This is a genomic window from uncultured Roseobacter sp. (assembly GCF_947493125.1).
Lineage (GTDB): Bacteria > Pseudomonadota > Alphaproteobacteria > Rhodobacterales > Rhodobacteraceae > Roseobacter.
This window is the reverse complement of sequence record NZ_CANLQB010000001.1, coordinates 396,921-423,825: the sequence shown is the minus strand read 5'-3', so window position 1 is coordinate 423,825 and position 26,905 is coordinate 396,921. Positions and strand designations below refer to the sequence as shown.

Sequence of the window (26,905 nt, the reverse complement as noted above, 5' to 3'; positions counted from 1 at the left end):
TCAAGGCTCACTATGACCTTTCTCAGACCGCGGGGGATGCCCTCATGAAATTCGTTCTTCTGGTGCTGGCGGCCCTGGCCGTGCTGCTCACCGACAGCCGCCCTGGCCAGGCTGAAACGCTGCGCATCGCCACCGGTGAATATGCGCCCTACACCGATTCCAGCGCCCCGGGCGGCGGCGCCGTCAACAGCACCGTGCAGGCCATCGCAGAGGCCGCGGGTTTCGAGGCCGAGTTCGACTACATGCCCTGGATGCGCGCCCTGGAAATGACCCGCATGGGCCGCTTTCACGCCTCCTCCTACTGGGGCTACCAGGCCGCGCGGGAAGAGGATTTCTGGCATGTGGGCCCGGTCATGCAGGACCCGATCCTGCTCTTTCACCGCGCCGACGCGCCCCTGCCCGACTGGGAGCAACTGCCCGACCTGCAGGGCGTGACCATCGGCGCCGTCACCGGCTACACCTATTCCGATGACTTCTGGCAGCTGGCCGACAGCGGGCAGATCACCGTGGAGACGGCGCAAAGCGACGAGGCCAACATGCGCAAGCTGCTCGCCGGCCGCATCGACGCCTTCCCGATGACCTCGCAAAGCGGTGAGGCCCTGCTTGCAACGCTCTTCAGCGACGCGGAACGCCAGCAGATCCGCACGCATCCACAGCCGCTGATGGTCTCCACCGGCTATCTGCTGGTCTCGCGCAACACGGACGGTGCCGAGGCCATCGCAGAGGCCCTGCAAAACGCCCTGGACCGCGCAGAGCTGGCGCGCCGGTAAGGATCCCGGACCGTGGCGGCCTTCCCGGACATCCCGACCCGGCCCCGGCGGCCGCTCAGCCGCGTTCTGGCCAAGGTCACGCTGCTGCTGGCCCTCGTACTGGGGATGATCTTCGGCGCGATGCAGGTCATCACCGACTTGCGTCAGGAAAAGGACGCGGTGCAGTACTCCGCCGAGGAATTCCTCGCCAGCGTCGCGCCCTCCGCCGCCTCCGCCGCCTATAATTTCTACCGCCCCGCCGCCGAACAGGTCGCCTCCGGCCTCTTCACCCAGAGGGCCATCGCCTCCGTCACCATCCTCAACGAAGGCACCGTGATGATCGACATGACGCGGCAGCTCGACCCGACCCTGCCCAATCTCGGCGCGCTCAGCTACGCCGATCCCGTGGTCATCGAACGCCCGCTCTACACGCCGCCCGAAACCGGCCGAAACGAGATCATCGGGTCGATCTCGATCACCGTGGACCGCGCCGTGGTGGCCCCGGCCTTCGTCAACCGGCTGGTCTCCTACTTTCTGCTGGCCACCATCAAGAACGTGGCCCTGGGCGTGCTGCTGATCGCCATCATCTACACCGCTCTGGCACGCCACATCGTCAACCTGTCCGACCTCATCGGGCGCTGGTCGCCCGGCAGCGGCGCGCTTGCCGTGCCCCAGCCGCCCGCCCTGCTGAAGGACACCGAACTGGCCCTGCTCGGCCAGCGCCTCCAGGACCTCGCCGACACCGCAGTGGGGGAGTTGCAAAGGGTCGAACAATCCCACCTCGCCGCCGTCAAGTCCAACAGCGAGCTCAGCCAGAAATCGGAAAACCTGTCCCAGGCCGTGGAAAAGCAGAACGCCGAGCTCAAGCAGGCCAACCAGCGCCTCAAGGAGCTGGCCGAACGCGACGCGCTCACCGGCCTCAACAACCGCGGGTTTTTCGACAAACAGGCCGCCGCCGCCTTCGCAGAGGCGCGCGCCGCAGGCCAGCATGTCTCGGTGATGCTGCTCGATGTGGACTACTTCAAGGCCTACAACGACTACTACGGCCATCAGGACGGGGACCGCTGCCTGTCCAAGGTCGCCCGGATCTTCCACGACACGCTTGTCGGCACCAACGCCATCGTCGCCCGCTACGGCGGCGAGGAATTCGTGGCCCTGCTGCGCGACACCGACACCGATACCGCGCTCGAGCAGGCCGCCAAGGTGCACAACACCCTGCGGGCCAGCAAAATCGAACACCCCCGTTCGACCATCGCGGACCGGATCACCGCCAGCATCGGCCTGGCCTCGAGCCCCCCCGGGGCGGCCCAAGCCGACCCGACCCTGGACCAGCTGATCTCCGCCGCGGATGAGGCGCTCTACGAGGCCAAGCGGCGCGGGCGCAACCGCACCGTGGTGTCGACCGACGACATCCGCGACACCATCCGCAAGACCCGGCTGCAGGCGCAAAACCTGCTGCGCGCCATCGAGACCGAAGCGTTCGAGCCGTTCTTCCAGCCGCAGTTCGACGCCCGAAGCGGCGCGCTTGTGGGGGTCGAGGCCCTGGTCCGCTGGCGCCGCGACAATGGTGTGATCGCCTCACCCGATGCGTTCCTCAAAACCGCCGCCGCAAACGGTTTCCTGCCGATGATCGACCGGATCGTGCTCGACGGTGTCACGGCGTTCATGGCCGCCGCCGCACAGGCCGGTGTGCCGGTGCCGCGCCTCTCGCTGAACACCCCCCGCGAAAACCTGCTCGAACGCGACTATGTCCACAGCATCATCGCGCTCGCCAAGAGCAGCGACACGCAGATCGTGCTGGAACTGCTGGAAACCGCGCTCTTCGATGCACCGGACGACGTGGTGCTCTGGCAGCTCGACGCGCTGCGCAGCGCCGGGGTCGAGATCGAAATCGACGATTTCGGCACCGGTCACACCTCAATCGTCAGCCTGATGGCGCTGCAGCCCTCGCGGCTCAAGATCGCCAAGGAAATCGTGATCCCCATGCTCGACAATCCGGCCTATGACCGCATCGTGCACAGCATCGTGCAGATCAGCACAGCACTCGACATCGACGTGCTGGCCGAAGGGGTCGAAACACAGCAGATCTCCGATCGCCTCGTGGCGCTTGGCTGCCCGCTGCAGCAGGGCTACCACTTCGCCAGACCCATGTCCGCCGAAGCCTACCTCAAGCGCTTCGCCGAGAGCCCCGGCGCCACGGCGGGGTAGCGCCTCCGGCCGCCGCAACCGGACAGGTATTACCCAGGGCATCGCTCAGGACGCGGGCGCCGCATCTGCCCCGTGCTGCGCCGTCCAGCTCTGCACCGCACAGCCAAGTTCTGTCTCGAGCCACCGCTTGAAATGCCACACGCTTGGGTTCCGGCGCGAGTGGTTGCGCACCGCAAACCAATACGCCGCCCGCGTCTTTGCCCGCACATCCATCGGCGCGCTGATCTGCCCGCGCGCCAGCGCGTCGCTCGCCAGGCTTTCCCAGGCCATGAAAATACCCTGCCCCGTCATTGCGGCATCTAAACACAGCGAGGCATCCGCATAGGTCGGGCCCGGTGGCAGCACCCGCCCCGCGGCGCCGACCGCCGCCAGCCAGTCCTGCCAGCCATAGAGCGCTTCGGTCTCGCGGATGACCGGCCAGCGGAACAGATCATCCAGCGTTGTGATCTGCCGCGCGATCTCGGGCGCGCACACCGGAAACACCCGCTGGTCCAGAAGCTTGGTGGCGCCCACACCCAGCGCCGGGTCGTCCCCCACGCGGATCCCCACATCCACCTCCGAGCGGTCCAGATCGACCACATTCACCGCCGGAAGCACCCGCAGGCTGACCTCCGGATAGAGATCATTGAACCTCTTTATTCTCCATATCAGCCAACGGCTTGCAAAGATCGGCGCAACGGTCACGGTCAGGGTGTTCCGGCCTCGCGCCTCTACGTCCGACACCACCGACGACAGCTCCGCCAGCGCCGCGGTCAGCCGTGGCGCCATCTGCGCACAAAGATCGGTGGGCTGCAGCCCGGTCGAGCTGCGCGTGAACAGCACCTGCCCCAACGCGGCCTCCGCCTTGGCCAGACGCTGGCTCAGGGCTCCGGGCGTCACCCCCAACTCCTCCGCCGCCGCCCGCAGGCTGCCGGTGCGCGCAATCACCTCGATGGTTCTGAGCGCTGAAAGAGGAATCGCATTCAGGTTTTGCATTTAGAAAAACTAAACGGAGGCTGTCCCGAAGTCGATTCCAAATGGCACGCGCCTGCGCGACACTGCCGTCATGACACACACACTCTCACGCCGCCTGCGACAGGCCTGGGCGGCCCTGCGCGCCGCGTCCCGGGGGGCCAGCTTTGATCGCGACCCCCTTGCGCATCCGGACATCGCCCGCATGTCCGAACGCGAACGCGCGGACCTGCCCTTCTGCCCCGCCCGGGTGAAACCGGACTAGCGCCGCGCGGGCCTGTCAGGATCTCTTCACATTTGGCCGCGTCCGCCCTGTTTACCCGGCCAAGACCGACGCGCGCACCGACGTGATACCGACGCAACACCGACGTGATACCGACATGGGTTTGTCCAGAAAACACAGCGTTAACAGCCCAAACCCGCCGCCCTGCCGCATCAGGGCACCGCGCCGTTGCGCGCGCGCTTCGTTAACCCTCACTCCGCATCCGACGTGCAATTGACCGGGCCACCGCTTTCTGAAATGACGCCGCCAGGCCCAGGAAGGACACCCGATGGACAATCTGCGCGGCGCGACCTTCATGGTGCTTGCCATGCTGGCCTTTGCAATCGAGGATATGCTGATCAAATTCATGGCCACGGCGCTGCCCGTCGGGCAAATCGTCGGCATGCTGGGGCTCGGCAGCGCGGTGAGTGTCGGCGCCCTGCTGGGGCTGCAACGGCAGCCTCTGTTTTCCCGCAGCATGCTGACCCCGGCCATCGCGGTCCGGTCTCTGGGCGAGCTGATCGGCACCCTCGGCTTCGTCACGGCCATCGCGCTGATCCCGCTCTCGACCGCCTCTGCGATCCTGCAGGCCACACCGCTTTTCGTGACCCTGGGCGCCGCGCTCTTTCTGCAGGAACAGGTGGGATGGCGGCGCTGGATGGCCATTCTGGTCGGCTTTTTTGGCGTGCTTCTGATCATCCGCCCGGGGCTTGAAGGCTTCAGCTGGCTCTCGCTCTTCGCACTCCAGGGGGTTGTGGGGCTCGGCCTGCGTGATCTCGCCACCCGCCGCGTTCCACAGGAAACCTCCTCCCTCCAGCTCAGCTTCCTGGCCTTTCTCGTGCTGATCCCGGCGTCCGCCATCCTGATGTGGGTCAATGACAGGCCGCTTGTCGCCCTGTCTCCAACCCTTTGGATTTACTTTGTAATTGCCCTTCTGATCGGAATCGTCGCCTACTATCTGATCGTCACGGCCATGCGCATCGGCGAGGTGAGTTTCGTCACTCCCTTCCGCTACTCACGCATCCTCTTCGCCCTCCTGATCGGCATGCTGATCTTCGGCGAACGCCCTGACGCGCTGACACTGTGGGGCGCGGCGATCATCGTCACCTCCGGCCTCTACACGCTCTGGCGCGAGCGGAATGTTCGCGCCAGCGCCGCCTGAGGGTTTTCATGGGCGCCCCTGCCGGTTAAGACGCAGTTAACCAAGATCCACAGGAGCCCGACATGAGCACCATCATCGACATTCACGCCCGCGAAATTCTTGACAGCCGGGGCAACCCGACCGTCGAAGTGGACGTGGTCCTCGAAGACGGCACCATGGGCCGCGCCGCGGTCCCCTCGGGGGCCTCCACGGGCGCCTATGAAGCGGTGGAGCGGCGCGATGGCGACAAGACCCGCTACATGGGCAAGGGGGTGCTGGAGGCCTGCGCGGCGGTGAACGGCGAGATCGCCGAGGCGCTCGTCGGCATCGACGCCACCGAGCAGGTCGAAATCGACACCGCCATGATCGAACTCGACGGAACCGAGAACAAATCCCGCCTTGGCGCCAACGCCATCCTCGGCGTATCGCTCGCCACCGCCAAAGCCGCCGCCGACTTCTGCACCCAGCCGCTCTACCGCTATGTGGGTGGCACCTCGGCCCGCGTCCTGCCGGTGCCGATGATGAACATCATCAACGGCGGAGAGCACGCCGACAACCCCATCGACATTCAGGAATTCATGATCATGCCCGTCGCCGCGGACAATATCCGCGAGGCGGTGCGCATGGGGGCGGAAGTCTTTCACACGTTGAAGAAAGAGCTGTCGGCCGCGGGCCTGTCGACGGGAATCGGGGATGAGGGTGGTTTTGCGCCCAACATCAACTCCACCCGAGACGCGCTTGATTTCATTTTGAAATCCATCGAAAAGGCAGGCTACGCACCGGGCGATGATATCTATCTCGCCATGGATTGCGCCGCCACCGAATACTACAAGAACGGCAAATATGAATTGGCCGGCGAAGGCAAATCACTCAGCTCCGACGAGAACGTCGCCTACCTCGAAGCCCTTGTAACCGACTATCCGATCATCTCCATCGAGGACGGCATGTCCGAGGACGACTGGGACGGCTGGAAGGCCCTGACCGACGCGCTCGGCGGTAAGGTGCAACTGGTGGGCGACGATCTCTTCGTGACCAATCCTGCGCGCCTGGCGATGGGGATCGAGCGTGGCTCGGCCAACTCCATGCTGGTCAAGGTGAACCAGATCGGCAGCCTGACCGAGACCCTGAAAGCGGTGGATATGGCGCACCGCGCAGGCTTCACAAACGTGATGTCGCACCGCTCGGGCGAAACCGAGGACGCGACCATCGCCGACCTTGCCGTTGCGACCAACTGCGGCCAGATCAAGACCGGCTCACTCGCGCGCTCCGACCGGCTGGCCAAGTACAACCAACTGATCCGCATCGAAGAGGCCTTGGGCGAGACGGCGGAGTACGCGGGCCGTACCATCCTGCGCTAATGACGGGGGTGCGCATTCGGGCCGCGACGACGGCTGCGGATCTGGAGGCGGTGCGCGGGCTGTGCTGGGACTATCGCGCCTACCTGACGGGGTTCAGCCCCGAGCTGCGCCCGTTGATGGAAACCTTCTATCCCGAGGCGGGCTATACGGCTCTGATGCAAGAGCTGGCGGAGAAACACGCCCGCCCCCGCGGCATCATCCTGCTGGCGGAGCTCGACGGGCGCCCCGTGGGGTGCGGCATGACCCATCCGCTGAACGACCAAGATGCGGAGATCAAACGAGTTTTCGTCCGCGCCGAGGCTCGTGGCAGCGGCGCCGGGCAAGCGCTGTCCCAGGCTCTTGTCGATCAGGCCCGGGCGGATGGGTATGATCGGGTCCTGTTGGACACCTCGACCGCGTTCACGGGCGCCCAGCGGCTCTATGAGCGGCTCGGATTTCAGGCCCGCGGCCCATACGCCGAACTGCCGCCCGGCACCGCCGACAAGCTGGTGTTTTACGAACTCAAGCTGTAAATCGCTGAGGCCGATAGGGTGCCAGCAGCGCCGATTGCGCATTGGTCAAGGCGGCGCCCATGACCTCCGCAGCAGCCAATTCCGCAACGAGCGGCGCAAGCGTCGCACCTGAGTGCATCGTGCAAATATAGAGCCCCCTCGGCCCGCCGGCTCCGATCACTGGCAATCCATCCTCGGGCATCGGTCGCGCCGCGAGGGTTGCCTCGTGCCAGCTCAAAGGCCGATCCAGCAAAGCCGAGACCCGGGACATCGCGCGATCTGCCAACCGGTCCGGACGCGAGCTGACTTGCGCGCTGTCATCGCTCTGATGGTTGGCCACCGTCGGCACCAACAGCTGCCCGTCCGGCATCTGGCGCAGCTCCTGCCCGGGACTCACCAGAACATGCGCCAGAACCGGTTCGATCGGTTCGGACCGAAGGATCAGCGCGGGCCGGTGCAGCATCGGCAACGGCACACCAACGGAGCGGACGAGCGCCTGGGTGGCCACACCCGCTGCCACCACCACATGGTCTGCGAGGATCACGCCCAGCGGTGTTTCAACACCGGCCACACGCCCGGAGACGTCTTGAATATCAAGGGCTTCAATGCCGGATATCAGCCGCGCCCCGCAGGCGGCGGCAGCATCAAGCGCATCGGTGGCAAGCCGGACCAGATCGACGGCACCTTCGTCTTCAAACAGCAACGCCCGTTCGGGCGGCACCACCGCGGGCTCCAGTCGTGCAAACTCGGACCGGTCAACCACCCGGACCGCATAGCCAAGCCGCTGCAAGCTGGCGCGCTGCGCCTCGAAAGCCGCACCTTCGTTTTCCCAGCACAGACACCCGGACCAGACCGTCGCCGTCGTGCCAAGATCATGCTGGATCCGGCGATGCGCCTCGAGCGCCGCGCAGCGGAGGCGAAAGTGATCTTCATTGAGATAAAAGCTCGCATTGATCCAGCCGAAAGAGGCACCGGATGCCGCATTTGCCGGTTGCCCCGCCTCGATCACGGTGACCTCGGTGCCCGCTTCGGCAAGGCGATAGGCCGTCAACGCGCCGATGATCCCGGCTCCGATCACGATGATCTTCATGCGAATGCCCCTTGGCCCCTCTTGGCCGCCAGATTAGCCTGTCGCCATGACAGCACAAGAGATCATCGCGCGGCTCGGACTTGCGCCGCATCCGGAGGGCGGCCACTACCGGCAGACCTGGGGTGACGAAAGCGAAGGCCGGCCTCACGGCACCTGCATCTACTTTCTTCTCGCCCAAGGTGAGCGCAGCCATTGGCACCGGGTCGATGCGACCGAGATCTGGCTGTACCACGCGGGCGCGCCCCTGATCCTCTCCATCAGCGAGTCCGACGCGGGCCCCGCAAGCGACCATCTGCTCACGCCCGACCTGACCCAAGGCGCGCCACAGCTGATCGTGCCCAAGGATCACTGGCAGGCCGCGCGCAGCACCGGCGACTACACGCTGGTAAGTTGCACGGTCTCCCCCGGATTTCAGTTTGAAGGCTTCACTCTGGCGCCTCCTGACTTCGACATCCCGCAGCGCTAGACGGCGATGTCGGTCGCGTCGGGCCAACTCACCGTGCCACCCCCCACCGCCGCGCGCACGCCCGTCGTTCCGGGACAGGATGTCGGCAGTCCACGCGCGACCCGAACCGCCAGAAAGGCAAAGGCCTGGGCTTCGAGCATATCTCCATCGAGGCCCACGTCCTCCACGGGCCCGACAGCGCAGTCCAGTGATACGCTGAGCATCTGCATGAGCACCGGGTTGTGTCGCCCACCGCCTGTCACCAGGACGCGGGCAGGCGGTGCCGGACAGTGCTGCATGCCTTCCGCGACGCCCGCTGCGCAGAAGGCCGTCAGCGTCGCGGCGGCATCGGCATCACTCAACGCGCTGACAAGCTCCACCATCTTCGAAAAATCATTTCTGTCCAGCGACTTCGGAGGCATCCGAGAAAAGTAGGGCTCTGCCAGAAAGCGCTCAAGCGCGCCCTCTTGGACGGTTCCGGAGCGGGCTGTTTCACCGTCGGCATCAAAGGGTTGGCCAAGCCGGCTCTGCATGAGATCGTTGACTGGCGCGTTCGCCGGGCCGGTGTCGAAAGCCAGCAGCGCGCCGCGTTGCTCGGGGCGATCGAAGGAAGGGTCCACGTAGGTCAGGTTGCCAACCCCGCCGAGGTTCAGGAACGCCAGCGGTTCGGTGGCTCCGATGTATTTGGCGCAGGCGAAATGGAAGAAGGGCGCAAGCGGCGCACCCTCACCGCCGAGTTCGATGTCCGCTGTCCGAAAATCCCAGACCACAGGGCGATCGAGCGCGTAGGCGAGCACCGCACCATTCCCCACCTGCAGCGTACCGCGGTCCCGTGGCGCATGGGCCAGCGTCTGGCCGTGAAACCCAACGAGATCGATGCCCTCAAAGGACGCCAGCAAAGTCAGATGGGCCTGGTCGACGACGGCGGCGGCGGCATCCACGTCCGGTCCTGACCATTGGCCTAGAGCGGCCCGCAGCACCGTCTGTTCGGCGTCGGTGTATCGTCGATATTGCGTCGGTCCGAAGTCGGTAATCCAGTGCCCGTCCGTCAGAACGACCGCGGCGTCCACACCGTCGAGCGAGGTGCCGCTCATCGCACCCAGAGCGGTCAGGTCGCCGCTTTTCCGAATGGCCCTTTTCAAAGCCTTTTCCTTTGTCTGCTCTGCGCCTATAGAGTGTGCGGAATTTCAGCCGAGAGCAAGCACGATGACCTACCACCCCAAGTCCGATTTCGTGACCGTGATGATGGAACGCGGGTTCCTCGCCGATTGCACCGATTATCAGGGGCTGGACGAGGCGCTGATGGCGGGCTGCCAGCCCGGCTATATAGGGTTCGATGCGACGGCCAAGTCCCTGCATGTAGGCTCGCTCATCCAGATCATGATGCTGCGCTGGCTGCAGAAAACGGGAAACAAGCCGATCACGCTCATGGGCGGCGGCACCACCAAGGTGGGTGACCCGTCGTTTCGGGCCGACGAACGCCCGCTGCTGAGCCCGGAGGCCATCGAGGACAATATCGCCGGGATCAAGCGCGTCTTTTCAGCTTACCTCACCTATGGTGACGGACCGTCGGATGCGATGATGATCAACAACGCGGAGTGGCTGGACGATCTCAACTATCTCGACTTCCTGCGCGACATCGGGCGGCATTTCTCGATCAATCGAATGCTGTCGTTCGAGAGCGTGAAATCGCGGCTGGACCGCGAACAATCGCTGTCGTTTCTCGAGTTCAACTACATGATCCTGCAGGCCTATGACTTCCTGGAACTGCACCGCCGGTATGGCTGTATCCTCCAGATGGGCGGCTCGGATCAATGGGGCAACATCGTGAATGGGATCGACCTGACGCGTCGCGTGATCGATGGCGAGGTTTACGGGCTGACCTCGCCCCTGCTGACCACATCGGACGGCAAGAAAATGGGTAAGTCACAGTCGGGTGCGGTCTGGCTGAACGCAGATATGCTGTCGCCCTACGAGTTCTGGCAGTTCTGGCGCAACACCACCGATTCGGATGTGGGGCGGTTCCTGAAGCTTTACAGCGAATTGCCTGTCGATGAGTGTGACAGGCTCGGCGCGCTGCAGGGATCCGAGATCAACGAAGCCAAGATCCGGCTGGCAAATGAGGTGACCAAGCTGTTGCATGGGGCCGAAGCAGCGATGGCCGCGGAAGCGACGGCCCGCGAGGTCTTTGAGAAAGGTGGCGTGGGAGACGATCTGCCGACGCTCACGCTGAGCGCGGATGATCTTGGCGACGGCATCTCCATCGTGCAGTTGATCGTGCGCTCGGGCCTTGCGGGCTCGGGCAAGGAGGCCAAGCGGCTGATTGCCGAGAATGGCGCGCGGATGGATGACCAGCCGCTGACCAACGCAGGCCTCATGATCGACGCAGGCGCGCTTTCAAGCCCGATCAAGCTGAGCGCGGGCAAGAAGCGCCACGCGCTGGTGCAACTGGGCTAGAACCAGAGCCACTCGATCAGTGTCAGGATCGCAAAGACCGGGATCGACATCCCGATGGCGATCAGGGTTGCGGCTGTCTTGGTGAGACGTGGAGCGGGGGCAGCAATGCTCTTGGCAGACTTTTTCATACTGCAATTAACCCCGATTTAGGTTTCGGATGGGTTAACTGCATGCATGTTTGATGCCACCCTCGCCGACACCCCCGGCGCCCTGCAGCAGAGCCCCAGTTTCGCACGCGCGCTGGAGGCGCTCGGCGCGCCACCCTTGAAATTGCCGGACGGGACGCTGGTCCTGCGGCGGCGGTTCGGGCCACTGCCCGTGAGCATGATCACCCGGCCTCGGGTGACGAGCGCGGCCGGTCTGGGCGCTCTGGCGGGTGTCGTCCCCGTGAAGGGGCCGCGCCTCCTCTCGCCGGACTGCCCCCTGCCCTTGCAGGAGATTGGCGCGCTGCCCCTGATCAGCCCGGCCACCATCGCAACCCTTGATCTGAGCCCGAACACCGACACTCTGATGGCGGGGCTGCATCAGAAGTGGCGCAACCGGTTACGCCATGGGCAGTCACAAGGCCTGCGGGTCACCCGACAGAACATGCCGGATGATCCTGGCCACTGGCTGTTGCAGGCCGATCTGGTGCAGCAGGCGGCGCGCGGGTACCGCAGCTGGCCCATTCCGCTGACCCTCGCCTATGCGCGCGCCAATCCGGGGCAGGCCAAGCTCTTCATGGCACATCAAGGCAAGACGCCGGTGGCCGCGATGTTGATCCTGCGCCACGGCAGCACTGCCACCTATCACATTGGCCACACGCGCGCCTCGGGGCGCCTGATGTCGGCGCATACGCTGCTGATGTGGTCGGTGATACTCTGGGCCAAATCGAAAGGCATGCAATCTCTGGACCTGGGCACCATCGACACGGAAGACGCGCCCGGGCTTGCACGGTTCAAACTGGGCACCGGCGCGCAGCCCCGGAAGCTGGGCGGCACCTGGCTCTGGTGGCCGCCCCTGACATCGCTGGCCCGCCCCATCGCGGTGATTGACCGACGGATGATGGGGCTTGGCTAGACAGAAGTCTGCGCGCATGATTATCTGAACAAGCGTTCAGATCAGGGAGTGTGCAATGGACCTCAAAGACGCAACCGCGGTGATCACCGGCGGCGCTTCGGGCCTTGGCGAGGCGACGGCCCGACATTTCGCAGAACAAGGTGCTGCGGTCACAGTGCTCGACCGGGACACGACGCGGGGACCTCAGGTCGCCTCGGAGATCGGCGGCCATTTTGCGGAGACCGATGTCACGCAGGAGAGCTCGGTCCGGTCCGCCATTGAATACGCGAAGACAGAGATGGGCCGCATCACCGTTGCGGTGAATTGCGCAGGCATCGCCGATGCCGCGAAGACCGTCGGGCGCGAGGGCCCGCACCCCCTGCAACTCTTTCAGCGCACGATCGACATCAATCTTATTGGTACGTTCAACGTGGCCCGGTTGGCCGCCGAAGCGATGCAAGAGAACGCGCCGGACACCGATGGCGCGCGCGGCGTGATCATCAATACGGCCTCCATCGCCGCCTTCGACGGCCAGAAGGGCCAGACGGCCTACGCGGCTTCAAAGGGCGGAGTTGTGGGGTTGAGCCTTCCCATGGCCCGCGATCTTGCGAAGCTTGGCATCCGCGTGATGGCAATCGCACCCGGCATCTTCATGACGCCGATGCTGGCAGGCTTGGGCGAAGAGGTGCAAGCGGGGCTTGCCGCCGATGTGCCGTGCCCGCCACGCCTTGGCGATCCGGCGGAGTTCGGGCGGCTCGCGGGCTTCATCGTGAGGTGCGGCTATCTCAATGGCGAGGTCATCCGCATCGACGGCGCCTTGCGGATGCGCTAGGAGGCGGCCTTTTCTTCCAGCGTCAGCCATTCGTCCTCGGCCGCTGCGAGTTTCTTCCGCCGTTCCACCAGGGCGACGCTGGCTTTCTCGAATTTCACCGGGTTCTCGGTGAACAGCGTGGCATCACTTAACAGCTCTTCCAGCTTGCCAATCTCCGCTTCCAGCCGCTCAATCTCGCTCGGCAGCGCCTCGAGACGATGCTTCTCGGTAAAGCTGAGCCCGGCTTTCGGTGCGGCTTTCGGCTTGCCCGAGGGCGGCTGGGATTTCGGCTTCGCCACGACTCCCGGCACGTCGGCCTGCTTGCGCTGGCGCAGGTAGTCGCTCCATCCTCCGGCATAAATTGTTGCGCGGCCATCGCCTCCCATCGCGATGGTCGTCGCCGCCACACGGTCGAGGAAGTCGCGATCGTGACTGACGAGCAGCACGGTGCCGTCATAGGTTCCCAGCAGTTCCTGCAGAAGATCGAGGGTTTCCACATCAAGATCGTTCGTCGGCTCATCGAGCACCAGCAGGTTGCTGGGCCGGGCCATGATACGCGCCAGCAACAACCGCGCCTTCTCTCCCCCGGAGAGCGCGCGGACCGGCGCGCGGGCCTGCGCCTCGTCAAAAAGGAACTCCTTGAGGTAGCCGACCACATGTTTGGGCGCGCCGCGCACCATGACCTGATCCGCCTTGCCTGAGACCCGCATGTCCGGATCGCCGGTGAGGCTGTCCCACAGGCTCGTATCCGGGTCGAGTTGTGCGCGCGCCTGATCGAAGAGCGCCAGCTCAAGGTTGGTGCCCAGCCTCACGGAGCCGCTGTCCGGCCTCTCCCGACCGATCAGCATGTTGAGCAAGGTGGTCTTCCCGACCCCATTGGGACCGACCAGCGCAATCCGGTCGCCGCGTTGCACGGTCAGCGAGAAGGAGCGCAGGATAGTGGTGTCGCCGAACGATTTCGAGATCCCTTCAGCCTCGATCACCTTGCGTCCGGATTTTGGCCCGGCATCGAGCGCCATGGCCGCCGTGCCCTGCCGCTTGATCTGCGCAGCGTGTTCGGCGCGCAGATCCTGTAAGGCGCGCACGCGGCCCTGATTGCGTTTGCGCCGGGCCGAGATGCCCTCGACGGCCCAGCGGGCCTCTGCCTTGATCTTGCGGTTGAGCTTGTGGCGCTGGAGGTCTTCTTCCTCCCAGACCGTGTCGCGCCAGGTCTCGAACGCCTCGAACCCCTTCTCCTGCCGCCGCACGACACCGCGGTCGACCCAGAGCGTCGCGCGGGTCAGGGCGCGCAGAAACGCGCGGTCGTGGCTGATGATCACATAACCCTTGCGGCTCTGCTTGAGCTCATCCTCCAGCCAGGCGATGGCCTCGATATCGAGATGGTTCGTGGGCTCGTCGAGCAGCATCAGGTCCGGGCTGCCAGCCATCAGCCGGGCAAGTGCGGCCCGGCGGCGCTCCCCGCCGCTGGCTGTCTCGACCGGGCGCGCGGGATCGAATTTCAGACCCTCGCCCGCACGTTCCACCAGATACATCTCCGACGGCTCCAGCCCGTGGGCGGCAAAGTCACCCAGTGTGGCAAATCCCGACAAGTGCGGATCCTGCTCCATATAGCCCACAGAAACACCCGGCCCTGGCACCACTTCGCCGCGGTCGGGCTCGACGAGCCCCGCGATCACCTTCATCAGCGTCGATTTGCCCGATCCATTGCGCCCCACAAGGGCCACGCGATCCCCGGGTTGGATCACGAGGCTGAGATCATCGAACACCGGGTCGCCGCCGAAGGTCAGCGAGATATCATTGAGCTGCAGCAAGGGAATACGGGCCATGAGCGCCAGCTAAGGCGTGCCGGTCCGAAGGTCAACGGATGCCCGTGCGGTGCGCCGGATAATCTCGGTGCCGACCTGATCTTACGCCAGCGCGCGCAACAGGCGTTTTCGCGCAGCGGGTATCGCATTGATCTCGACGCCGGTGAAGACATGCAGGGTGTTCATCTGGCGATCCACCACGGCGTGGTCGCTGACCCAGCCGCCCATCATCAGGTAGGTTCGCAGAAGCGGCGGCATGTGGGCCATCGCCTTTTTCAGATCGGGCGTGCGCCGCAGCCGCGCAGCAAAGCGGAACACATCGGGCGCCTTGACCCGCGGCAGCCAGCGGGTCGGTGCGAGATGCCGCGCCTTGAGCATGGCAAAGGCGTCGAGATACTCTCTCGTCTCCGTCCCTGCGAAGGATGAGCAGCCAAAGAGCATCTCGACGTCATGCGCGTCCACATAGGCCGTCATCGCGGCCCAGGCGACGCGCAGGATGTCAGGATCCCTCAGATCGGGGTCAATGCAGAACCGGCCCATCTCGACCATCCGGCCCTCGAAGGATTCCAGCGCCGAAAGCTCATAGTATTGCGCCGCATAGCTGGCAGACAGTTCGGCCCCGGTCAGTTCCTGCATCCGGAAGGTGCACACCAGCACCTTGGTGGCCTCGTCCTCGACCAGGATATGTGTGCAGCGGTCATCGAAGGCATCGGCATCATGGCTGACCGGCAAGCCAAAGCAGCGGGCGCGGAGTTTCTGAGCGGCTTTGACATCCTCGGGCGAGCCCGCGGTGCGCGCCGTGTAGCGACCTTTCTGCATCGAGATCATCGCAACCTCCCGCGCGCGCCTCATCTCCGCACCACTTCTATCACGGCTTTTCTGACGGTCACGTGACACCGCTAGTTGTCGATGTCCGCACCTCCGGGTGTGAAGCGACCGATATTGCCCAAGAGCTGCCGCAGGAAAGTGGTATCACGCACACCGGAGCTGGTCACGCGCCGGGTCAGCGGCACCACCTGTCCGCGCTCCAGACCGAATGTTTCCAGGTTTGTGACGACACCCGACTCGTTGAAGCTGATCGCCAGCACCTGGCGATCAATCACCTGGGGTTTCAGCATGGCGACGGTGCGGATGCGGCTGCGGACGAAATACATCGCGTCATCGCCAAGCACGGAGCCAGACGCAGCGGCGCCCAGCGTTTCCTCAACGCTGTCGCGGGTATCAATGCCCACGACGATCTGCTCCAGATCTTCAGGGGGCGGAATATAGCCGTGATCTCTGTAGATCGGGCTGCAGGCCATGACGACCGCACAAGACCCAATCAGCGCTGCTCTGCGCAATCCGCGCGGCAGCATCCTTCTCACCGCAACTCCGATACCCATTCCACCTGCCCTCTTGCTCTTATGCACTGCGGCTTTTATCTCGCTTACACCATGCACTGCCCATGGTTCAAGAAACGAAAGTTCGACATGGCCCAGCAGCCCTCCCCCTCGCCCGGCGCCTTGCGCGTTGCGGAATTGAACCAGAACAGCCCCACGGCCTTTGCGCTGCGGCCGGATGCCGAAGCCCTGCGTACCCTTGCGACAGAATTGGAGCTGCTGGGGCTGCGCAAGCTCTCCTTCGCAGGCGAGGTTGCTGCAGCCGACGGCACGGATTGGACCCTGACCGGCCACCTCGGCGCCACGGTAGTGCAGCCCTGTGGCATCACGCTGGAGCCGGTCACAACGCGCATCGAAACGCCGGTGGAACGCCACTACCTCGCGGACTATGACCATGTCACTGCGCCCGAGATTGAAATGCCCGAAGACGACAGCACAGAACCGCTGGGCCGTTGGATCGAGCCGCACGCGGTGATGACCGAAGCGCTGGTGCTGGCGTTGCCGCTCTATCCGCGCAGCGAGGAGGCGGATCTCGGCGAACAGGTCTTTGCCGAGCCGGGCGTGACCCCGATGCGCGATGACGATGCGAAACCCTTCGCAGGCCTTGCTGATCTAAAGGCGCAGATGACAAAATCGTCGAAAGACTGAAGCTCATGCTCCACGCCACTCTCAGCGGCCCGGAGGGTGCCCCGGTTGTCGCCTTTCTGCACGCCGTGGGGATCAGCAGCTGGATGTGGCACGATGTGGCCGCGGCGCTGCCGGACTGTCGCAGTCTGCTGGTCGATCTGCCCGGTCATGGCCAGAGCCGCAATGTGCCGTGGCGATCCTTGGAAGACAGCGCCGATCAGGTTGCAGCCGCGATCACGGCCGAGGCCGATGGTCAGGACATCCATCTCGTGGGCCTGTCGCTTGGCTCCTACGTCGGCCTGCACCTCTGCCTGCGCCACCCTGACCTTTGCCGCTCCGCGCTGTTGAGCGGGATACATCCCGGCGGGATGCCGAAGCGCGGCCTGATGAAACTGATGTCTGCGGTCATGGCGCCCTTGGCGCCAATGCCGTTCGTTGCAAGGCGCACAGCGCGGATGATGGGCGCGCGGGCGGATGTGGAGGGCTTCGTCAAAGCCGCCCGTCAAACGCGAGCCTCCGCGTTTCGCAGGGCCACCAATGACGTTGTGGATTTCACCTGCCCGTCAGATCCTGCCATCCCGCAAACGCGGCTCGCATTTGTGGCAGGGGGGCGCGAACATCCGTTGATCCGCGAAGGCCTGTCAGAGTTCCGGAACCGCTTCCCGGGCAGTGTGTCGGCTGTCGCGCCGGGGCTGGGTCACGGTTGGGCTGGGGAGGACCCGCAGCTCTTCGCAGATTTCATCACGGCGCATATGGCCGAACGGCTGGCCGATACGGTGCAAACACAGTGAAAAAACCGCTTGCACCGCGCGGCAATCGCAGTATTTTGCGCCGCTCACCCAAATAGGGTTGGACAAGTGCTGGGCTTGCGCCTAAACGCACGTCACACCCGACAGATGGGACAGGAATAGAAACCCGGCCCCGCGCACTCCGGCGCGCCCGGCCCCGAACGACAAAAGGCCCAAGACAATGGCTGTTCAACAGAACAAAGTCTCCAAATCGCGCCGCAACAACCGTCGCGCGCATGATTCTCTGGTTGCCGCAAACCCGAACGAATGCACCAACTGTGGCGAGCTGAAGCGCCCGCATCATGTCTGTGCCGCCTGTGGCCATTATGACGACAAGGAAGTGGTGGCGCTCACAGAAGAGATTGATCTGGAAGACGACGCAGCCTAAACCTGTCCCCTAAACAATAAGGGCAGAAGGTTTGGGGGCAGTCGCACCATGACGGCGCAGACCGATCAGGCATCCGCAAAGGCACGACGCATCACCATTTCCGTAGATGCGATGGGTGGGGATGAAGGCCCCGCTGCCGTGATTGCGGGCTGCGACGTGTCTGCCCGGAAGAACCCCGAAATCCAGTTTATTCTACATGGGCCGGAAGCTGAGCTGTCCGGCCTTGTCGCACGCAAGCGGGCGTTGTCGGGCCGTGTGGAAATCCGCGATGCGACAGGCGTCGTCACCATGGATGACAAGCCCAGCCAGATTGTACGCAACGGCAAGGAAACCTCCATGTGGTCCGCGATCGAAGCGGTGCGGGATGGCACGGCCACGGTCGCGGTGTCCTGCGGCAACACCGGCGCGCTGATGGCCTTGTCGATGATCCGTCTGCGCAAGCTGCCGGGCGTGAACCGGCCCGCGATTGCCGTGCTTTATCCGTCGTCGAACCCGCAAGGCTTTAATGTGATGCTCGACGTCGGAGCCGACGTGAAAGCCGATGCGGATGACTTGCTGCGCTATGCACTGATGGGCATGTCTTATGCGCGCAATGGTCTCGACTTGCCGCGCCCACGGGTCGGGCTGTTGAATGTGGGCACTGAGGAGCACAAGGGCCGCACTGAGCTGAAAGAAGCCTACGAGTTGATTCGCGATCAGCGCGATCTTGCCGGGTTCGAGTTTGTGGGCTTCGTCGAAGGTGGCGACATTTCGGGCGATATCTGCGATGTCATCGTGACCGATGGCTTCACCGGGAACGTCGCAATCAAGACGGGCGAAGGCACCGCCAGCCTGATCGGCGATCGGCTGCGCGAGGCCTTCAAGTTCTCGCCCCTCTCCCGTCTGGCCTCCGTGCTCGCCTATACGTCGCTCCGGCGGCTGAAGAAGAAGATCGACCCACGACGCGTCAACGGCGGCGTCTTCCTCGGGCTGAACGGCACCGTTGTAAAATCACACGGGTCCGCGGATGCCACCGGGGTCTCGGCGGCGATCAAACTGGCAGCGCAGCTTGCCGACATCAAATTCACGGACAAGCTCGCGGCGCGTGTCGCGGGCCTGCCCGCCGAGGAGAGTGCCTCATGACCCTGCGCGCGGTTGTCAAAGGTGTCGGCCATTACCTGCCGGAACGCGTGGTCCCGAATTCGGAATTCGAGGCGACACTCGACACAAATGACGAGTGGATTCGCGCGCGCTCCGGCATTGAGCGGCGCCATTTCGCAGCCGAAGGGGAGACGACCTCGGCCATGGCCACGGCGGCAGCGCGCGCGGCATTGAAGGACGCAGGGCTCGACGCGTCCGACATAGACGCCATCGTGCTCGCCACCTCGACCGCCGATCTGACCTTCCCCTCCGCCGCGACCATGGTGCAGGCAGACCTGGGGATGGAAGGTGGCTTTGCCTTTGACGTGCAAGCCGTCTGTGCGGGGTTCATTTATGCGTTGAGCAACGCCAATGCGCTGATTGTCTCAGGTCAGGCCAGGCGCGTGCTCGTGATCGGCGCGGAGACCTTCAGCCGCATCATGGACTGGACGGATCGCTCGACCTGCGTGCTGTTTGGCGACGGTGCCGGCGCATTGGTGCTCGAAGCGCAGGAAGGCGCTGGTACGCCCGACGACCGCGGTATCCTGTCGACGGATCTGAACTCCGACGGACGACACAAGGACCTGCTCTATGTGGACGGTGGGGTCTCCACCGGCACCACGGGGTATCTGCGCATGCAGGGCAACCAGGTCTTCCGCCACGCGGTCGAAAAGCTCGCCTCCACGGCGACCAAGGCAATGGAGCGCGCGGGGGTGGCGCCCGAGGAGGTGGACTGGATCGTGCCGCACCAGGCCAACATCCGCATCATTCAAGGCACTGCCAAGAAGCTCGGGCTGCCGATGGAGAACGTGATTGTGACGGTGCAGGACCACGGCAATACATCGGCGGCATCGATTCCTTTGGCGCTCTCCGTGGGCCGCGCGCGGGGGCAGATCAAGCCCGGCGATCTGATCGTGACAGAAGCGATCGGCGGTGGTTTGGCCTGGGGCGCCGTTGTCCTGCGGTGGTAGCGCGGAAATTCCTGCTCAAACGCTGTCGGCCAAGTCATTGATATTGACTCTGAAAATCCCTGTCCCCTATGCTTGAGAAAAATCTGAAGGGGGATGGTGATGGCCGAAAAGACATTGACGCGCATGGACTTAAGCGAGGCGGTGTTTCGGGAGGTGGGTCTGTCCCGCAACGAGAGCGCGCAGCTTGTTGAATCGGTGCTGGAGCATCTCTCGGACGCGCTGGTGCGCGGCGAGCAGGTCAAGATCTCATCATTTGGCACATTCTCGGTCCGGGACAAATCGGCCCGCATCGGACGCAATCCGAAGACCGGGGAAGAGGTGCCGATCAACCCGCGCCGGGTGCTGACATTCCGCCCCTCGCATCTCATGAAAGACCGCGTGGCCGACGGGAACAAGTCCTGATCTGATGGCAAAATCCCCAGACGCTTTCCGCACGATCTCCGAGGTCGCTGACTGGTTGGGTGTGCAGGCGCATGTGCTGCGCTTCTGGGAAAGCAAGTTCAGCCAGGTGAAGCCGATCAAACGGGCGGGCGGGCGTCGGTATTATCGGCCCGCCGACATGCTTTTGTTGGGGGGAATCAAGAAGTTACTGCACGAGGACGGGCTGACCATCAAAGGCGTGCAAAAGCTTCTGCGCGAGCACGGTGTCAGCTATGTGGCGGATCAGTCGCAGCCACTCGACGACCTCACCATGGCAGTGATTGAAAGCGATGTGACCGAGGCCGAGGAGAAGCCCGCGCCCGTGCCGCCCGAGGAGGACATTGCGGCCCACCAGACGCCGGAGGCCCCCGCTCCCGAGCCGCCCGCTGAAGAGCCGACGGAGGCACCAGATGACAGCGCCCCTGAAGACGAGAGCGGAGAGCCCATCTCCGACGAACCTGAACCGCAGTTGGCGCTCGACATGCCGGAGAGCGCGACACCAGACGCAGCCGTATCGGAAGAGACAGACGCGCCCGAGGTGACGGCGGAGGAGCCGGTCGCTCAATCTGCTCCCGTTGATGTCCCAACGGATGATGAATCAGCGGAACCGGACGTCGGCACCGAAACGGTGGAGGCAGAGCGCAGCGGGGCCGCCGAGCCGGAGGCTTCGGAGCCCTCAGAAACGGAGCCGGACGCCGCAGCACCTGCCGATGCCGCCCCGTCGACGCCCTCAGATGACTTCGAAAAGGACGCGGCCTTGGACGCCGCAGACGCCCCCACGGCGGACGCCGAAGATCTGGCACCACCAGATGCCGCGGAAGACCCAGCGGAGCCAGAGCCCGCAGGTGATCTATCGGAGATCGAAAACCCAAGCCCGGAGCCTAAGCCGACGCTGGCCGAGAGCACAGACGAAACGCCGGAGCCCGAACCGTCGCCTGCCGAGAGCGGCGATCAATTGCCCGAGCCCATGGAGGCCTCGGACGACGATGAAGCACAGGATGTCCCTGCAGCGGAGAGCGCGCTGCCCAGTTTCATCCGACGTCCATTCACGGAACCCGCGGCAACCGACGCCCCTGAGGCGGAGGAGGCGGCGCAGGAGGACGGGACGGTTGAAGACGCCGCGGATCTGTCGGCTCTCGAACCGGTGGCGTCTCCCGAAGATCCCAAGCCCAGGGTGATCGAGATTGACCCGCTGCCGGTCGAGGAAGATATGCCCGCAGCGCCGGCGGCCCTGTCCATCGTCGTGTCGGCCAAGGCGCTGAACGAGAATCAGCGCGAAGCAGTCAAGCCTCTGCTGGCGCAATTGATCCGGTTACGGGCCAGTCTGGCCAACGCCAGCAAAGACGCTTCCAAAGACTGACGGATGCCAATTCGCTCTTGCCTCGGCCTCCAGATCGGGTATGTAGCCCCTCATGTCGGGCTATGGCGCAGCCTGGTAGCGCGTCCGTCTGGGGGACGGAAGGTCGCAGGTTCGAGTCCTGCTAGCCCGACCATCCGACATATGACACATGCCCGTGCCCCCGGCGCGGGCCTTTGTGTTTGAAGGAGCCATCTGATGACCGGCGTGCTGCCCAATCAAATGATCAGCCAGATGATCGCGGACAGCCAGATCGCCGCGACGCGCGAGATCAGCGCCGCTCAGATCCAACCGGCCAGCCTCGATCTGCGTTTGGGCACAACGGCTTACCGGGTGCGCGCGTCTTTCCTCGCCGGTCAGGGCGAGCGTGTGCTTGATCGCCTGAAAGAATTCGAGATGCACCGGGTGGACCTCTCCAATGGAGCGGTGCTCGAGAAAGGCTGTGTTTACGTCGTGCCTCTGATGGAGTCGCTCGCCCTGCCCGACAGCGTGCAGGCGGTCGCGAATGCCAAGAGCTCGACCGGGCGGTTGGATCTGCTGACCCGCACCATCACCGATGGCGGCACTGAGTTCGACCGGATCGCACCGGGCTATTGCGGGCCGCTCTATGCCGAGATCTGCCCGCGGTCGTTCTCCGTGCTCGTGCGCCCGGGAATGCGGCTCAACCAGATCCGCTTTGGTGACGGCGAGGCGGTTCTGGATGATGACGCCCTGCGCGACCTGCACGCTGAGACGCCGCTGGTCGATGGCGAACCCGTGATCGACGACGGCTTGGGCTTTTCGGTGGATCTGCGCCTGCCGGACACAACGCTGGTCGGCTATCGCGCGAAACCGCACACCGGCGTGATCGATCTCGACCTCATCAATCACTATGACCCGCGCGCCTACTGGGAAGAGGTGCACAGCGACACCGGGCAGATCATCCTGGATCCGGGGGCGTTCTACATCCTCGTGAGCCGTGAGGCTGTCACAATCCCCCCGGAGTATGCCGCCGAGATGGCACCATTTCTCGCCATGGTCGGCGAGTTCCGCGTGCATTACGCAGGCTTCTTCGACCCGGGGTTCGGCCATGACGCGGCGGGCGGTGCGGGGTCACGCGGGGTGCTGGAGGTGCGATGCCACGAGGCGCCCTTCGTGCTGGAGCATGGGCAGGTTGTGGGCCGTCTGATCTACGAGCGGATGGCCGAAGTGCCGACACAGCTCTATGGCGCGGGCATCGCCTCGAACTATCAGGGCCAAGGCCTGAAACTCTCCAAACACTTCCGGGCGGTGTAGTCCCGGCTACATCCGGGTCGTCCGGCGCATCATTTTCGCGGCCTGTTTGATCTGCTGCTTGCTCTGCAGCGATTGCTCGGACGTCTCGCCGCGCTTCTTGTTCATCGACGCCGCCTTCTTGAAACCGGCATCTATGCCCTTGTTGACCAGCCGCCGAGTGATCTGGCGCAGGATCATATTGATCAGTCGGTCCATTGCTTTACCTTCTTGCGCGTTGCTTGATCAGCAATATAGCGCGGAATGCGGCATTTTTCAGGACGAGATGCTCTCAATCCTCGAAAAGCTCGCTTTGTCCTTCGGTGCTCTCTTCCTCCGGCTCCTCGTCCGGACCGGGCAGCCCCGCGCCGGGCGGTGGGCGGTTTTCAAGAAGGCCTGCTGCGCGCAGCTCTTTCAGGCCTGGCAGATCGCGCGCGTTCTCCAACCCGAAATGATCGAGGAACCCTTGCGTGACCACGAAGGTCACGGGCCGTCCCGGCGTCATCTTGCGACGGCCAAAGCGGATCCATTCCATCTCTAGCAACTGGTCTACGGTGCCGCGGCTGACCGATACGCCGCGGATCTCCTCGATCTCGGCGCGCGTGACCGGCTGGTGATAGGCGATGATCGCCAGCGTTTCGATTGCGGCGCGGCTGAGCTTGCGGGTCTCGACCGTTTCGCGCTGCATCAGGAACCCCAGATCAGTCGCTGTCCGCATGGCCCAGGCATCCCCGATCTTGCACAGGTTTACCCCCCGGCCCTCGTACCGTTTGCGCAGATGCACCAGCGCCTCGGCAGGGTCGGACCCGTGGGGCATGCGCGCCGCCAGGTCCCGTAGCGAGATCGGTTCGGCAGTGGCAAAGAGGATCGCCTCGACCATCCGTTCCTGCTCGCCCATGGGGGGGGCCTCGAAGAGGCTCTCTTCGGGTTCCGGCGCTTGATCGTCACTCACGAGGGCGTGTCCTTTTTCCGCAGCTGGATCGGCGCGAATGTCTCGGACTGCCGGATTTCCAGATGGCCCTCCTTAACAAGCTCAAGCGAGGCCGCAAAGGTCGCCGCGGTGGCCGAGCGGCGCCGCACCGGGTCCATTTCCCAGCCTTCCGGCAGGTAGCTGGAGATATCCGTCCAATCCCCCGCAAAGCCGATCAGCCCGCGCATCCGGTCGAGTGCTTGTTCCATGGTGAACACCGAATCCCGGTCCATGACGAAGGGACGGAACTCGTCGCGGGTGCGAATGCGGGCATAGCCCTGCATGAGGTCGAGCAGCGTGGCGGTGTATTCGATCTTGCGCGTGCGGGTGACCTCGTGGGTCTGGCCACGCGCGAAGAAATCACGGCCCAGTCGGTCACGCCCCATGAGCCGCGCGGCGGCATCGCGCATCGCCTGCAGGCGTTCGAGCTGGAAGGCGAGATGCGCGGCCAGTTCCTCGCCCGAAGGTCCTTCTTCGGTCGGGTCAGGTGGCAGCAGCAGACGGGACTTCAGGAAGGCCAGCCAGGCCGCCATGACCAGATAGTCGGCGGCCAGTTCCAGCCGCAGCGCCTTGGCGCGGTCGACAAAGGCGAGATATTGCCGCGCCAGCGCCAGCACCGAGATCTTCCGCAGATCGACCTTTTGCGTTCGGCTGAGAGTGAGCAGCAAATCGAGCGGGCCTTCGAAGCCATCGACATCGATGATCAGCGCTTCGGCGGCCAGCCGCTCCGTCACTGATATCGTGTCTTCCTCAAAGGGTGTCTCAGCCATGCCTCACAACAATCTCACGCCCCGCGTACCAGCGCCTCAAGCTGCGCGCGCGCGGCGTCAATGTCAATATCGTCGGGCGGTTTGCGGAAGCTCAGCGCCCGCTCCGCGCGGGCCTGTGCGGCGTCAGTCATCTCGCCAGCGGCCTCGGCCACGCGTTTGCGCTGATCCAGCGGCGCGTTACAGTGCAGGACCACATCACAACCCGCGGCGAGCGCTCCGGTGGTGATCTCTTCGATGGTGCCACTCAGCGCCTTCATGCTGGCGTCGTCAGTCATGATCAGGTTGTCGAAGCCGATGTCGTCGCGGATGACCTTCATGATTTTCGGTGAGAGCGTTGCCGGCTGCGTGTCGAAGGCATCATAGACGAGATGGGCCGTCATCCCCATGGGCAGGTCGGCCAGCGTCTTGAAGGGGGCGAAATCCTCGGCCATCAGGGTGGCCGCATCTGCGTCGATCCGTGGCAGGCCGAAATGGCTGTCGAGCGTGGCGCGACCATGCCCCGGTATGTGTTTGAGCACCGGCAGTACGCCTCCTGCGAGGAGCCCGGATGCCGTGGCGCGTCCAAGACGCGCCACGGCATCCGGGCTCGCCCCGTAGCAGCGGTTGCGCAGGAAGTCATGCGTTGCAGGGCCCGCAAGATCCACCATGGGTGCGCAGTTGCTGTCGATCCCCAGATCGCGCAGTTCCGCAGAAATGAGCCGGTAGCGCAGATACATCGCCTGCTCAGCCTGATCCCCTGCGGCAGTCACAAAGTCGAGCGGCGGCGACCACTCCGTCCACGTCGGACCGCGCAGCCGCTGTACACGCCCGCCCTCCTGGTCGATGGTGATCGGCGCCTCGCGTTCGACCGCGTCCCGCATCTGATCACAGAGGCGGCGCACCTGATCAGGCGTGTCGATGTTCCGGGCAAAGAGAATGAAGCCAAAGGGGTTCGCATCCTTGAAAAACGCAACTTCTTCCGCGGCCAGCGTCAGCCCATCCGCATCGAGGATGGTTGCGCCAAACCGGCTCACTTTGCCGCCACGGGGATACAGTCGACGCCTTCTGCCTTGAACGCCGAGCAGAAGCGTCTTGCATCGGCAAGGTCAATAAACCCCATGGCCCGCAGGCGGTAAAAAATACGCCCGCCTGAGTCCGCGCGCTGCACCACGCGGGATTTGTCGGCCATATACTCGCCAAAGCGGCTTTCCAACCGGGCCCACTCGCTGCGGGCGACATCAGCCGTGTCGAAGGCGCCCAGCTGTGCCAGACGCGTGCCGGAGGGAATGGCAGCCGCGTCGACTTCAGCCGTAGGCGCGCTTGAGACAAAGGCCGCGGGCTGCAACCGGGCACCGCCGCCGGGCCGTAGCCGCGGGCGCTTGACTGAGAAACTCGCAGCAGGGCTGCGAGCCTCCGTCGCCGCCACGTCTTGATCGGCGGACAGCGCTGTCTCCTCCGCGTCCGATATAACCATCGGTGTGCTGCCCGCTGTGAGTTCGGCCACAACAGCGTCAATCGCGCCGCTTCGCAGGTTTTCCGCCACTGACGTCTCTTGCCGCGCCGGAATGCGCTTTGAACCGCCGGCGATGGTCTCCGTTGGCGCCAGTGTCTCAGCGGCGGGGGCCAGGGGTTCGGGTTGTCGCACCGGTTCGACGACCTCAGCCGTGATGGGCTGGTCTTCCTCAGTCAACTCGGTGTCGCGCGGCGCCAGTGTCACCTGATCCACCGGCCCTGCGGCAGAGCCTTCCGCAGCAACCGCATTGACAGCAAGTCCCTGATGACGCGCCAATTGCCCGCCGGGGTCATCCGGCCGGACCCGCATCTCGCCCTCGGCGGCGCGGACCACCGGGATGCCGGAGACATCGCGCACCATCAGCTTGTAACCCCAGACACCGATGCCCGCGATCAGCGCCAGAGACACCACAGCGCCTGCGACATTTGTCATCATGACCCAGGAGTGAGGTGCGGCGTCCTCCGCCCGATCCGGCGCAGGCTCACGCCCGTACGCCCCCATGCCATGGGAGAATTCGATATCCGCCATTATCGCCTCGCTGCCGACAGGATGCATGCCCCGCCGGTC

Annotated in this window: 30 protein-coding genes and 1 tRNA gene; 19 read left to right on the top strand and 12 right to left on the bottom strand. The window is 64.5% G+C overall.

Translation table 11 applies throughout. The features are described 5' to 3' along the window. Positions 1-44 precede the first annotated feature (44 nt). Positions 45-770 (top strand): transporter substrate-binding domain-containing protein, encoded by a 726-nt coding sequence (locus Q1A71_RS02135; RefSeq protein WP_299671220.1) that lies wholly within the window; start codon positions 45-47, stop codon positions 768-770. Positions 771-782: 12 nt separating this feature from the next. Further along, positions 783-2,957: a bifunctional diguanylate cyclase/phosphodiesterase gene (locus Q1A71_RS02130; protein ID WP_299671217.1), complete on the top strand. Its 2,175-nt coding sequence runs from the start codon at positions 783-785 to the stop codon at positions 2,955-2,957. Between the two features lie 45 nt (positions 2,958-3,002). On the opposite strand, the gene Q1A71_RS02125 is transcribed toward Q1A71_RS02130, so the two are convergent. Then, on the bottom strand, positions 3,003-3,932 hold the full coding sequence (locus tag Q1A71_RS02125; protein ID WP_299671215.1) for a LysR substrate-binding domain-containing protein: 930 nt from the start codon (positions 3,930-3,932) through the stop codon (positions 3,003-3,005). A gap of 70 nt (positions 3,933-4,002) precedes the next feature. On the opposite strand from Q1A71_RS02125, the gene Q1A71_RS02120 reads away from it, so the two are divergent. The 4 genes from Q1A71_RS02120 to Q1A71_RS02105 all read left to right on the top strand — a co-directional run bounded on the left by Q1A71_RS02120 (position 4,003) and on the right by Q1A71_RS02105 (position 7,181). Next, positions 4,003-4,173, top strand: coding sequence for a hypothetical protein (locus Q1A71_RS02120; protein WP_299671212.1), 171 nt, complete (start codon positions 4,003-4,005; stop codon positions 4,171-4,173). Positions 4,174-4,459: 286 nt separating this feature from the next. After that, on the top strand, positions 4,460-5,332 hold the full coding sequence (locus Q1A71_RS02115; RefSeq protein ID WP_299671210.1) for a DMT family transporter: 873 nt from the start codon (positions 4,460-4,462) through the stop codon (positions 5,330-5,332). Between the two features lie 62 nt (positions 5,333-5,394). Further along, positions 5,395-6,669: a phosphopyruvate hydratase gene (gene eno, locus Q1A71_RS02110; protein ID WP_299671207.1), complete on the top strand. Its 1,275-nt coding sequence runs from the start codon at positions 5,395-5,397 to the stop codon at positions 6,667-6,669. Continuing rightward, the gene (locus Q1A71_RS02105; protein ID WP_299671205.1) at positions 6,669-7,181 is read left to right on the top strand and encodes a GNAT family N-acetyltransferase; all 513 of its coding nucleotides are present in this window, start codon (positions 6,669-6,671) and stop codon (positions 7,179-7,181) included. The genes eno and Q1A71_RS02105 overlap by 1 nt, the downstream gene beginning before the upstream one ends. Here the strand turns inward: Q1A71_RS02105 and Q1A71_RS02100 are convergent. After that, positions 7,171-8,250, bottom strand: coding sequence for an FAD-dependent oxidoreductase (locus Q1A71_RS02100; protein WP_299671202.1), 1,080 nt, complete (start codon positions 8,248-8,250; stop codon positions 7,171-7,173). The two genes, Q1A71_RS02105 and Q1A71_RS02100, sit on opposite strands and share 11 nt — an antisense overlap. Positions 8,251-8,296: 46 nt before the next feature. Between Q1A71_RS02100 and Q1A71_RS02095 the strand changes: the two genes are divergently transcribed. After that, positions 8,297-8,716, top strand: a complete 420-nt coding sequence (locus tag Q1A71_RS02095) for a cupin domain-containing protein (RefSeq protein ID WP_299671200.1) — start codon at positions 8,297-8,299, stop codon at positions 8,714-8,716. Here the strand turns inward: Q1A71_RS02095 and Q1A71_RS02090 are convergent. After that, entirely contained in the window at positions 8,713-9,837 is a 1,125-nt protein-coding gene (locus Q1A71_RS02090) for an anhydro-N-acetylmuramic acid kinase (protein ID WP_299671198.1), read from the bottom strand. The two genes, Q1A71_RS02095 and Q1A71_RS02090, sit on opposite strands and share 4 nt — an antisense overlap. Before the next feature lie 64 nt (positions 9,838-9,901). On the opposite strand from Q1A71_RS02090, the gene tyrS reads away from it, so the two are divergent. Further along, positions 9,902-11,152 carry a tyrosine--tRNA ligase gene (tyrS, locus tag Q1A71_RS02085; RefSeq protein WP_299671195.1) on the top strand — a complete coding sequence of 417 codons (1,251 nt, stop codon included), beginning with the start codon at positions 9,902-9,904 and terminating at the stop codon, positions 11,150-11,152. Here tyrS and Q1A71_RS02080 read toward each other — a convergent pair. Next, positions 11,149-11,280 carry a hypothetical protein gene (locus Q1A71_RS02080; protein WP_299671193.1) on the bottom strand — a complete coding sequence of 44 codons (132 nt, stop codon included), beginning with the start codon at positions 11,278-11,280 and terminating at the stop codon, positions 11,149-11,151. The genes tyrS and Q1A71_RS02080 overlap by 4 nt on opposite strands. 46 nt (positions 11,281-11,326) lie before the next feature. Here Q1A71_RS02080 and Q1A71_RS02075 point away from each other — a divergent pair, with 46 nt between their 5' ends. Continuing rightward, positions 11,327-12,211 carry a GNAT family N-acetyltransferase gene (locus Q1A71_RS02075; protein ID WP_299671190.1) on the top strand — a complete coding sequence of 295 codons (885 nt, stop codon included), beginning with the start codon at positions 11,327-11,329 and terminating at the stop codon, positions 12,209-12,211. Positions 12,212-12,266: 55 nt separating this feature from the next. Further along, the gene (locus Q1A71_RS02070) at positions 12,267-13,022 is read left to right on the top strand and encodes an SDR family NAD(P)-dependent oxidoreductase (RefSeq protein ID WP_299671188.1); all 756 of its coding nucleotides are present in this window, start codon (positions 12,267-12,269) and stop codon (positions 13,020-13,022) included. Here the strand turns inward: Q1A71_RS02070 and Q1A71_RS02065 are convergent. From Q1A71_RS02065 to bamE, 3 genes are all read right to left on the bottom strand, one after another. After that, positions 13,019-14,827, bottom strand: coding sequence for an ATP-binding cassette domain-containing protein (locus Q1A71_RS02065; protein ID WP_299671186.1), 1,809 nt, complete (start codon positions 14,825-14,827; stop codon positions 13,019-13,021). The genes Q1A71_RS02070 and Q1A71_RS02065 overlap by 4 nt on opposite strands. A gap of 81 nt (positions 14,828-14,908) precedes the next feature. Then, positions 14,909-15,634 (bottom strand): GNAT family N-acetyltransferase, encoded by a 726-nt coding sequence (locus Q1A71_RS02060; protein ID WP_299671183.1) that lies wholly within the window; start codon positions 15,632-15,634, stop codon positions 14,909-14,911. A 71-nt stretch (positions 15,635-15,705) separates the two neighbouring features. After that, on the bottom strand, positions 15,706-16,188 hold the full coding sequence (gene bamE / locus Q1A71_RS02055; RefSeq protein ID WP_299671181.1) for an outer membrane protein assembly factor BamE: 483 nt from the start codon (positions 16,186-16,188) through the stop codon (positions 15,706-15,708). An 87-nt stretch (positions 16,189-16,275) separates the two neighbouring features. On the opposite strand from bamE, the gene Q1A71_RS02050 reads away from it, so the two are divergent. The 9 genes from Q1A71_RS02050 to Q1A71_RS02010 all read left to right on the top strand — a co-directional run bounded on the left by Q1A71_RS02050 (position 16,276) and on the right by Q1A71_RS02010 (position 23,130). Continuing rightward, complete coding sequence (locus Q1A71_RS02050) at positions 16,276-16,833, top strand: DUF177 domain-containing protein (protein WP_299671179.1); 558 nt, start codon at positions 16,276-16,278, stop codon at positions 16,831-16,833. A gap of 5 nt (positions 16,834-16,838) precedes the next feature. Then, positions 16,839-17,603 (top strand): alpha/beta hydrolase, encoded by a 765-nt coding sequence (locus tag Q1A71_RS02045; RefSeq protein WP_299671176.1) that lies wholly within the window; start codon positions 16,839-16,841, stop codon positions 17,601-17,603. A gap of 178 nt (positions 17,604-17,781) precedes the next feature. Continuing rightward, positions 17,782-17,988: a 50S ribosomal protein L32 gene (gene rpmF / locus Q1A71_RS02040; RefSeq protein WP_195820411.1), complete on the top strand. Its 207-nt coding sequence runs from the start codon at positions 17,782-17,784 to the stop codon at positions 17,986-17,988. Positions 17,989-18,036: 48 nt separating this feature from the next. Beyond that, a complete protein-coding gene (gene plsX, locus Q1A71_RS02035) occupies positions 18,037-19,110 on the top strand; it encodes a phosphate acyltransferase PlsX (RefSeq protein ID WP_299671173.1) in 1,074 nt (357 codons plus the stop codon). Then, positions 19,107-20,078: a beta-ketoacyl-ACP synthase III gene (locus Q1A71_RS02030; RefSeq protein WP_299671170.1), complete on the top strand. Its 972-nt coding sequence runs from the start codon at positions 19,107-19,109 to the stop codon at positions 20,076-20,078. The genes plsX and Q1A71_RS02030 overlap by 4 nt, the downstream gene beginning before the upstream one ends. Positions 20,079-20,177: 99 nt before the next feature. Further along, positions 20,178-20,480, top strand: coding sequence for an integration host factor subunit alpha (ihfA, locus tag Q1A71_RS02025; protein WP_159979738.1), 303 nt, complete (start codon positions 20,178-20,180; stop codon positions 20,478-20,480). A gap of 4 nt (positions 20,481-20,484) precedes the next feature. Then, complete coding sequence (locus Q1A71_RS02020; protein WP_299671166.1) at positions 20,485-21,858, top strand: MerR family transcriptional regulator; 1,374 nt, start codon at positions 20,485-20,487, stop codon at positions 21,856-21,858. 56 nt (positions 21,859-21,914) lie between these two features. Then, positions 21,915-21,991 (top strand) — tRNA-Pro (locus Q1A71_RS02015). A gap of 62 nt (positions 21,992-22,053) precedes the next feature. Further along, positions 22,054-23,130 carry a 2'-deoxycytidine 5'-triphosphate deaminase gene (locus Q1A71_RS02010; protein WP_299671164.1) on the top strand — a complete coding sequence of 359 codons (1,077 nt, stop codon included), beginning with the start codon at positions 22,054-22,056 and terminating at the stop codon, positions 23,128-23,130. A gap of 6 nt (positions 23,131-23,136) precedes the next feature. On the opposite strand, the gene Q1A71_RS02005 is transcribed toward Q1A71_RS02010, so the two are convergent. The 5 genes from Q1A71_RS02005 to Q1A71_RS01985 all read right to left on the bottom strand — a co-directional run bounded on the left by Q1A71_RS02005 (position 23,137) and on the right by Q1A71_RS01985 (position 26,866). Further along, positions 23,137-23,325 carry a hypothetical protein gene (locus tag Q1A71_RS02005; protein WP_299671162.1) on the bottom strand — a complete coding sequence of 63 codons (189 nt, stop codon included), beginning with the start codon at positions 23,323-23,325 and terminating at the stop codon, positions 23,137-23,139. Positions 23,326-23,398: 73 nt separating this feature from the next. Then, a complete protein-coding gene (gene scpB / locus Q1A71_RS02000; protein WP_299671947.1) occupies positions 23,399-24,004 on the bottom strand; it encodes an SMC-Scp complex subunit ScpB in 606 nt (201 codons plus the stop codon). A gap of 50 nt (positions 24,005-24,054) precedes the next feature. Then, entirely contained in the window at positions 24,055-24,846 is a 792-nt protein-coding gene (locus tag Q1A71_RS01995; RefSeq protein WP_299671161.1) for a ScpA family protein, read from the bottom strand. Positions 24,847-24,860: 14 nt separating this feature from the next. After that, entirely contained in the window at positions 24,861-25,859 is a 999-nt protein-coding gene (gene nagZ / locus Q1A71_RS01990; protein WP_299671158.1) for a beta-N-acetylhexosaminidase, read from the bottom strand. After that, complete coding sequence (locus Q1A71_RS01985) at positions 25,856-26,866, bottom strand: SPOR domain-containing protein (RefSeq protein WP_299671156.1); 1,011 nt, start codon at positions 26,864-26,866, stop codon at positions 25,856-25,858. Before Q1A71_RS01985 ends, nagZ begins: the two co-directional genes overlap by 4 nt. Positions 26,867-26,905 lie beyond the last annotated feature (39 nt).

Bases quoted from the DNA above. Each gene is read 5' to 3' on its own strand.
- Q1A71_RS02135 (WP_299671220.1), top strand. From the start codon at position 45: ATGAAATTCGTTCTTCTGGTGCTGGCGGCCCTGGCCGTGCTGCTCACC.
- Q1A71_RS02125 (WP_299671215.1), bottom strand. From the start codon at position 3,932: ATGCAAAACCTGAATGCGATTCCTCTTTCAGCGCTCAGAACCATCGAG.
- Q1A71_RS02120 (WP_299671212.1), top strand. From the start codon at position 4,003: ATGACACACACACTCTCACGCCGCCTGCGACAGGCCTGGGCGGCCCTG.
- Q1A71_RS02115 (WP_299671210.1), top strand. From the start codon at position 4,460: ATGGACAATCTGCGCGGCGCGACCTTCATGGTGCTTGCCATGCTGGCC.
- eno (WP_299671207.1), top strand. From the start codon at position 5,395: ATGAGCACCATCATCGACATTCACGCCCGCGAAATTCTTGACAGCCGG.
- Q1A71_RS02105 (WP_299671205.1), top strand. From the start codon at position 6,669: ATGACGGGGGTGCGCATTCGGGCCGCGACGACGGCTGCGGATCTGGAG.
- Q1A71_RS02100 (WP_299671202.1), bottom strand. From the start codon at position 8,250: ATGAAGATCATCGTGATCGGAGCCGGGATCATCGGCGCGTTGACGGCC.
- Q1A71_RS02095 (WP_299671200.1), top strand. From the start codon at position 8,297: ATGACAGCACAAGAGATCATCGCGCGGCTCGGACTTGCGCCGCATCCG.
- tyrS (WP_299671195.1), top strand. From the start codon at position 9,902: ATGACCTACCACCCCAAGTCCGATTTCGTGACCGTGATGATGGAACGC.
- Q1A71_RS02080 (WP_299671193.1), bottom strand. From the start codon at position 11,280: ATGAAAAAGTCTGCCAAGAGCATTGCTGCCCCCGCTCCACGTCTCACC.
- Q1A71_RS02075 (WP_299671190.1), top strand. From the start codon at position 11,327: ATGTTTGATGCCACCCTCGCCGACACCCCCGGCGCCCTGCAGCAGAGC.
- Q1A71_RS02070 (WP_299671188.1), top strand. From the start codon at position 12,267: ATGGACCTCAAAGACGCAACCGCGGTGATCACCGGCGGCGCTTCGGGC.
- Q1A71_RS02065 (WP_299671186.1), bottom strand. From the start codon at position 14,827: ATGGCCCGTATTCCCTTGCTGCAGCTCAATGATATCTCGCTGACCTTC.
- Q1A71_RS02060 (WP_299671183.1), bottom strand. From the start codon at position 15,634: ATGATCTCGATGCAGAAAGGTCGCTACACGGCGCGCACCGCGGGCTCG.
- bamE (WP_299671181.1), bottom strand. From the start codon at position 16,188: ATGGGTATCGGAGTTGCGGTGAGAAGGATGCTGCCGCGCGGATTGCGC.
- Q1A71_RS02050 (WP_299671179.1), top strand. From the start codon at position 16,276: ATGGCCCAGCAGCCCTCCCCCTCGCCCGGCGCCTTGCGCGTTGCGGAA.
- Q1A71_RS02045 (WP_299671176.1), top strand. From the start codon at position 16,839: ATGCTCCACGCCACTCTCAGCGGCCCGGAGGGTGCCCCGGTTGTCGCC.
- rpmF (WP_195820411.1), top strand. From the start codon at position 17,782: ATGGCTGTTCAACAGAACAAAGTCTCCAAATCGCGCCGCAACAACCGT.
- plsX (WP_299671173.1), top strand. From the start codon at position 18,037: ATGACGGCGCAGACCGATCAGGCATCCGCAAAGGCACGACGCATCACC.
- Q1A71_RS02030 (WP_299671170.1), top strand. From the start codon at position 19,107: ATGACCCTGCGCGCGGTTGTCAAAGGTGTCGGCCATTACCTGCCGGAA.
- ihfA (WP_159979738.1), top strand. From the start codon at position 20,178: ATGGCCGAAAAGACATTGACGCGCATGGACTTAAGCGAGGCGGTGTTT.
- Q1A71_RS02020 (WP_299671166.1), top strand. From the start codon at position 20,485: ATGGCAAAATCCCCAGACGCTTTCCGCACGATCTCCGAGGTCGCTGAC.
- Q1A71_RS02010 (WP_299671164.1), top strand. From the start codon at position 22,054: ATGACCGGCGTGCTGCCCAATCAAATGATCAGCCAGATGATCGCGGAC.
- Q1A71_RS02005 (WP_299671162.1), bottom strand. From the start codon at position 23,325: ATGGACCGACTGATCAATATGATCCTGCGCCAGATCACTCGGCGGCTG.
- scpB (WP_299671947.1), bottom strand. From the start codon at position 24,004: ATGGGCGAGCAGGAACGGATGGTCGAGGCGATCCTCTTTGCCACTGCC.
- Q1A71_RS01995 (WP_299671161.1), bottom strand. From the start codon at position 24,846: ATGGCTGAGACACCCTTTGAGGAAGACACGATATCAGTGACGGAGCGG.
- Q1A71_RS01985 (WP_299671156.1), bottom strand. From the start codon at position 26,866: ATGGCGGATATCGAATTCTCCCATGGCATGGGGGCGTACGGGCGTGAG.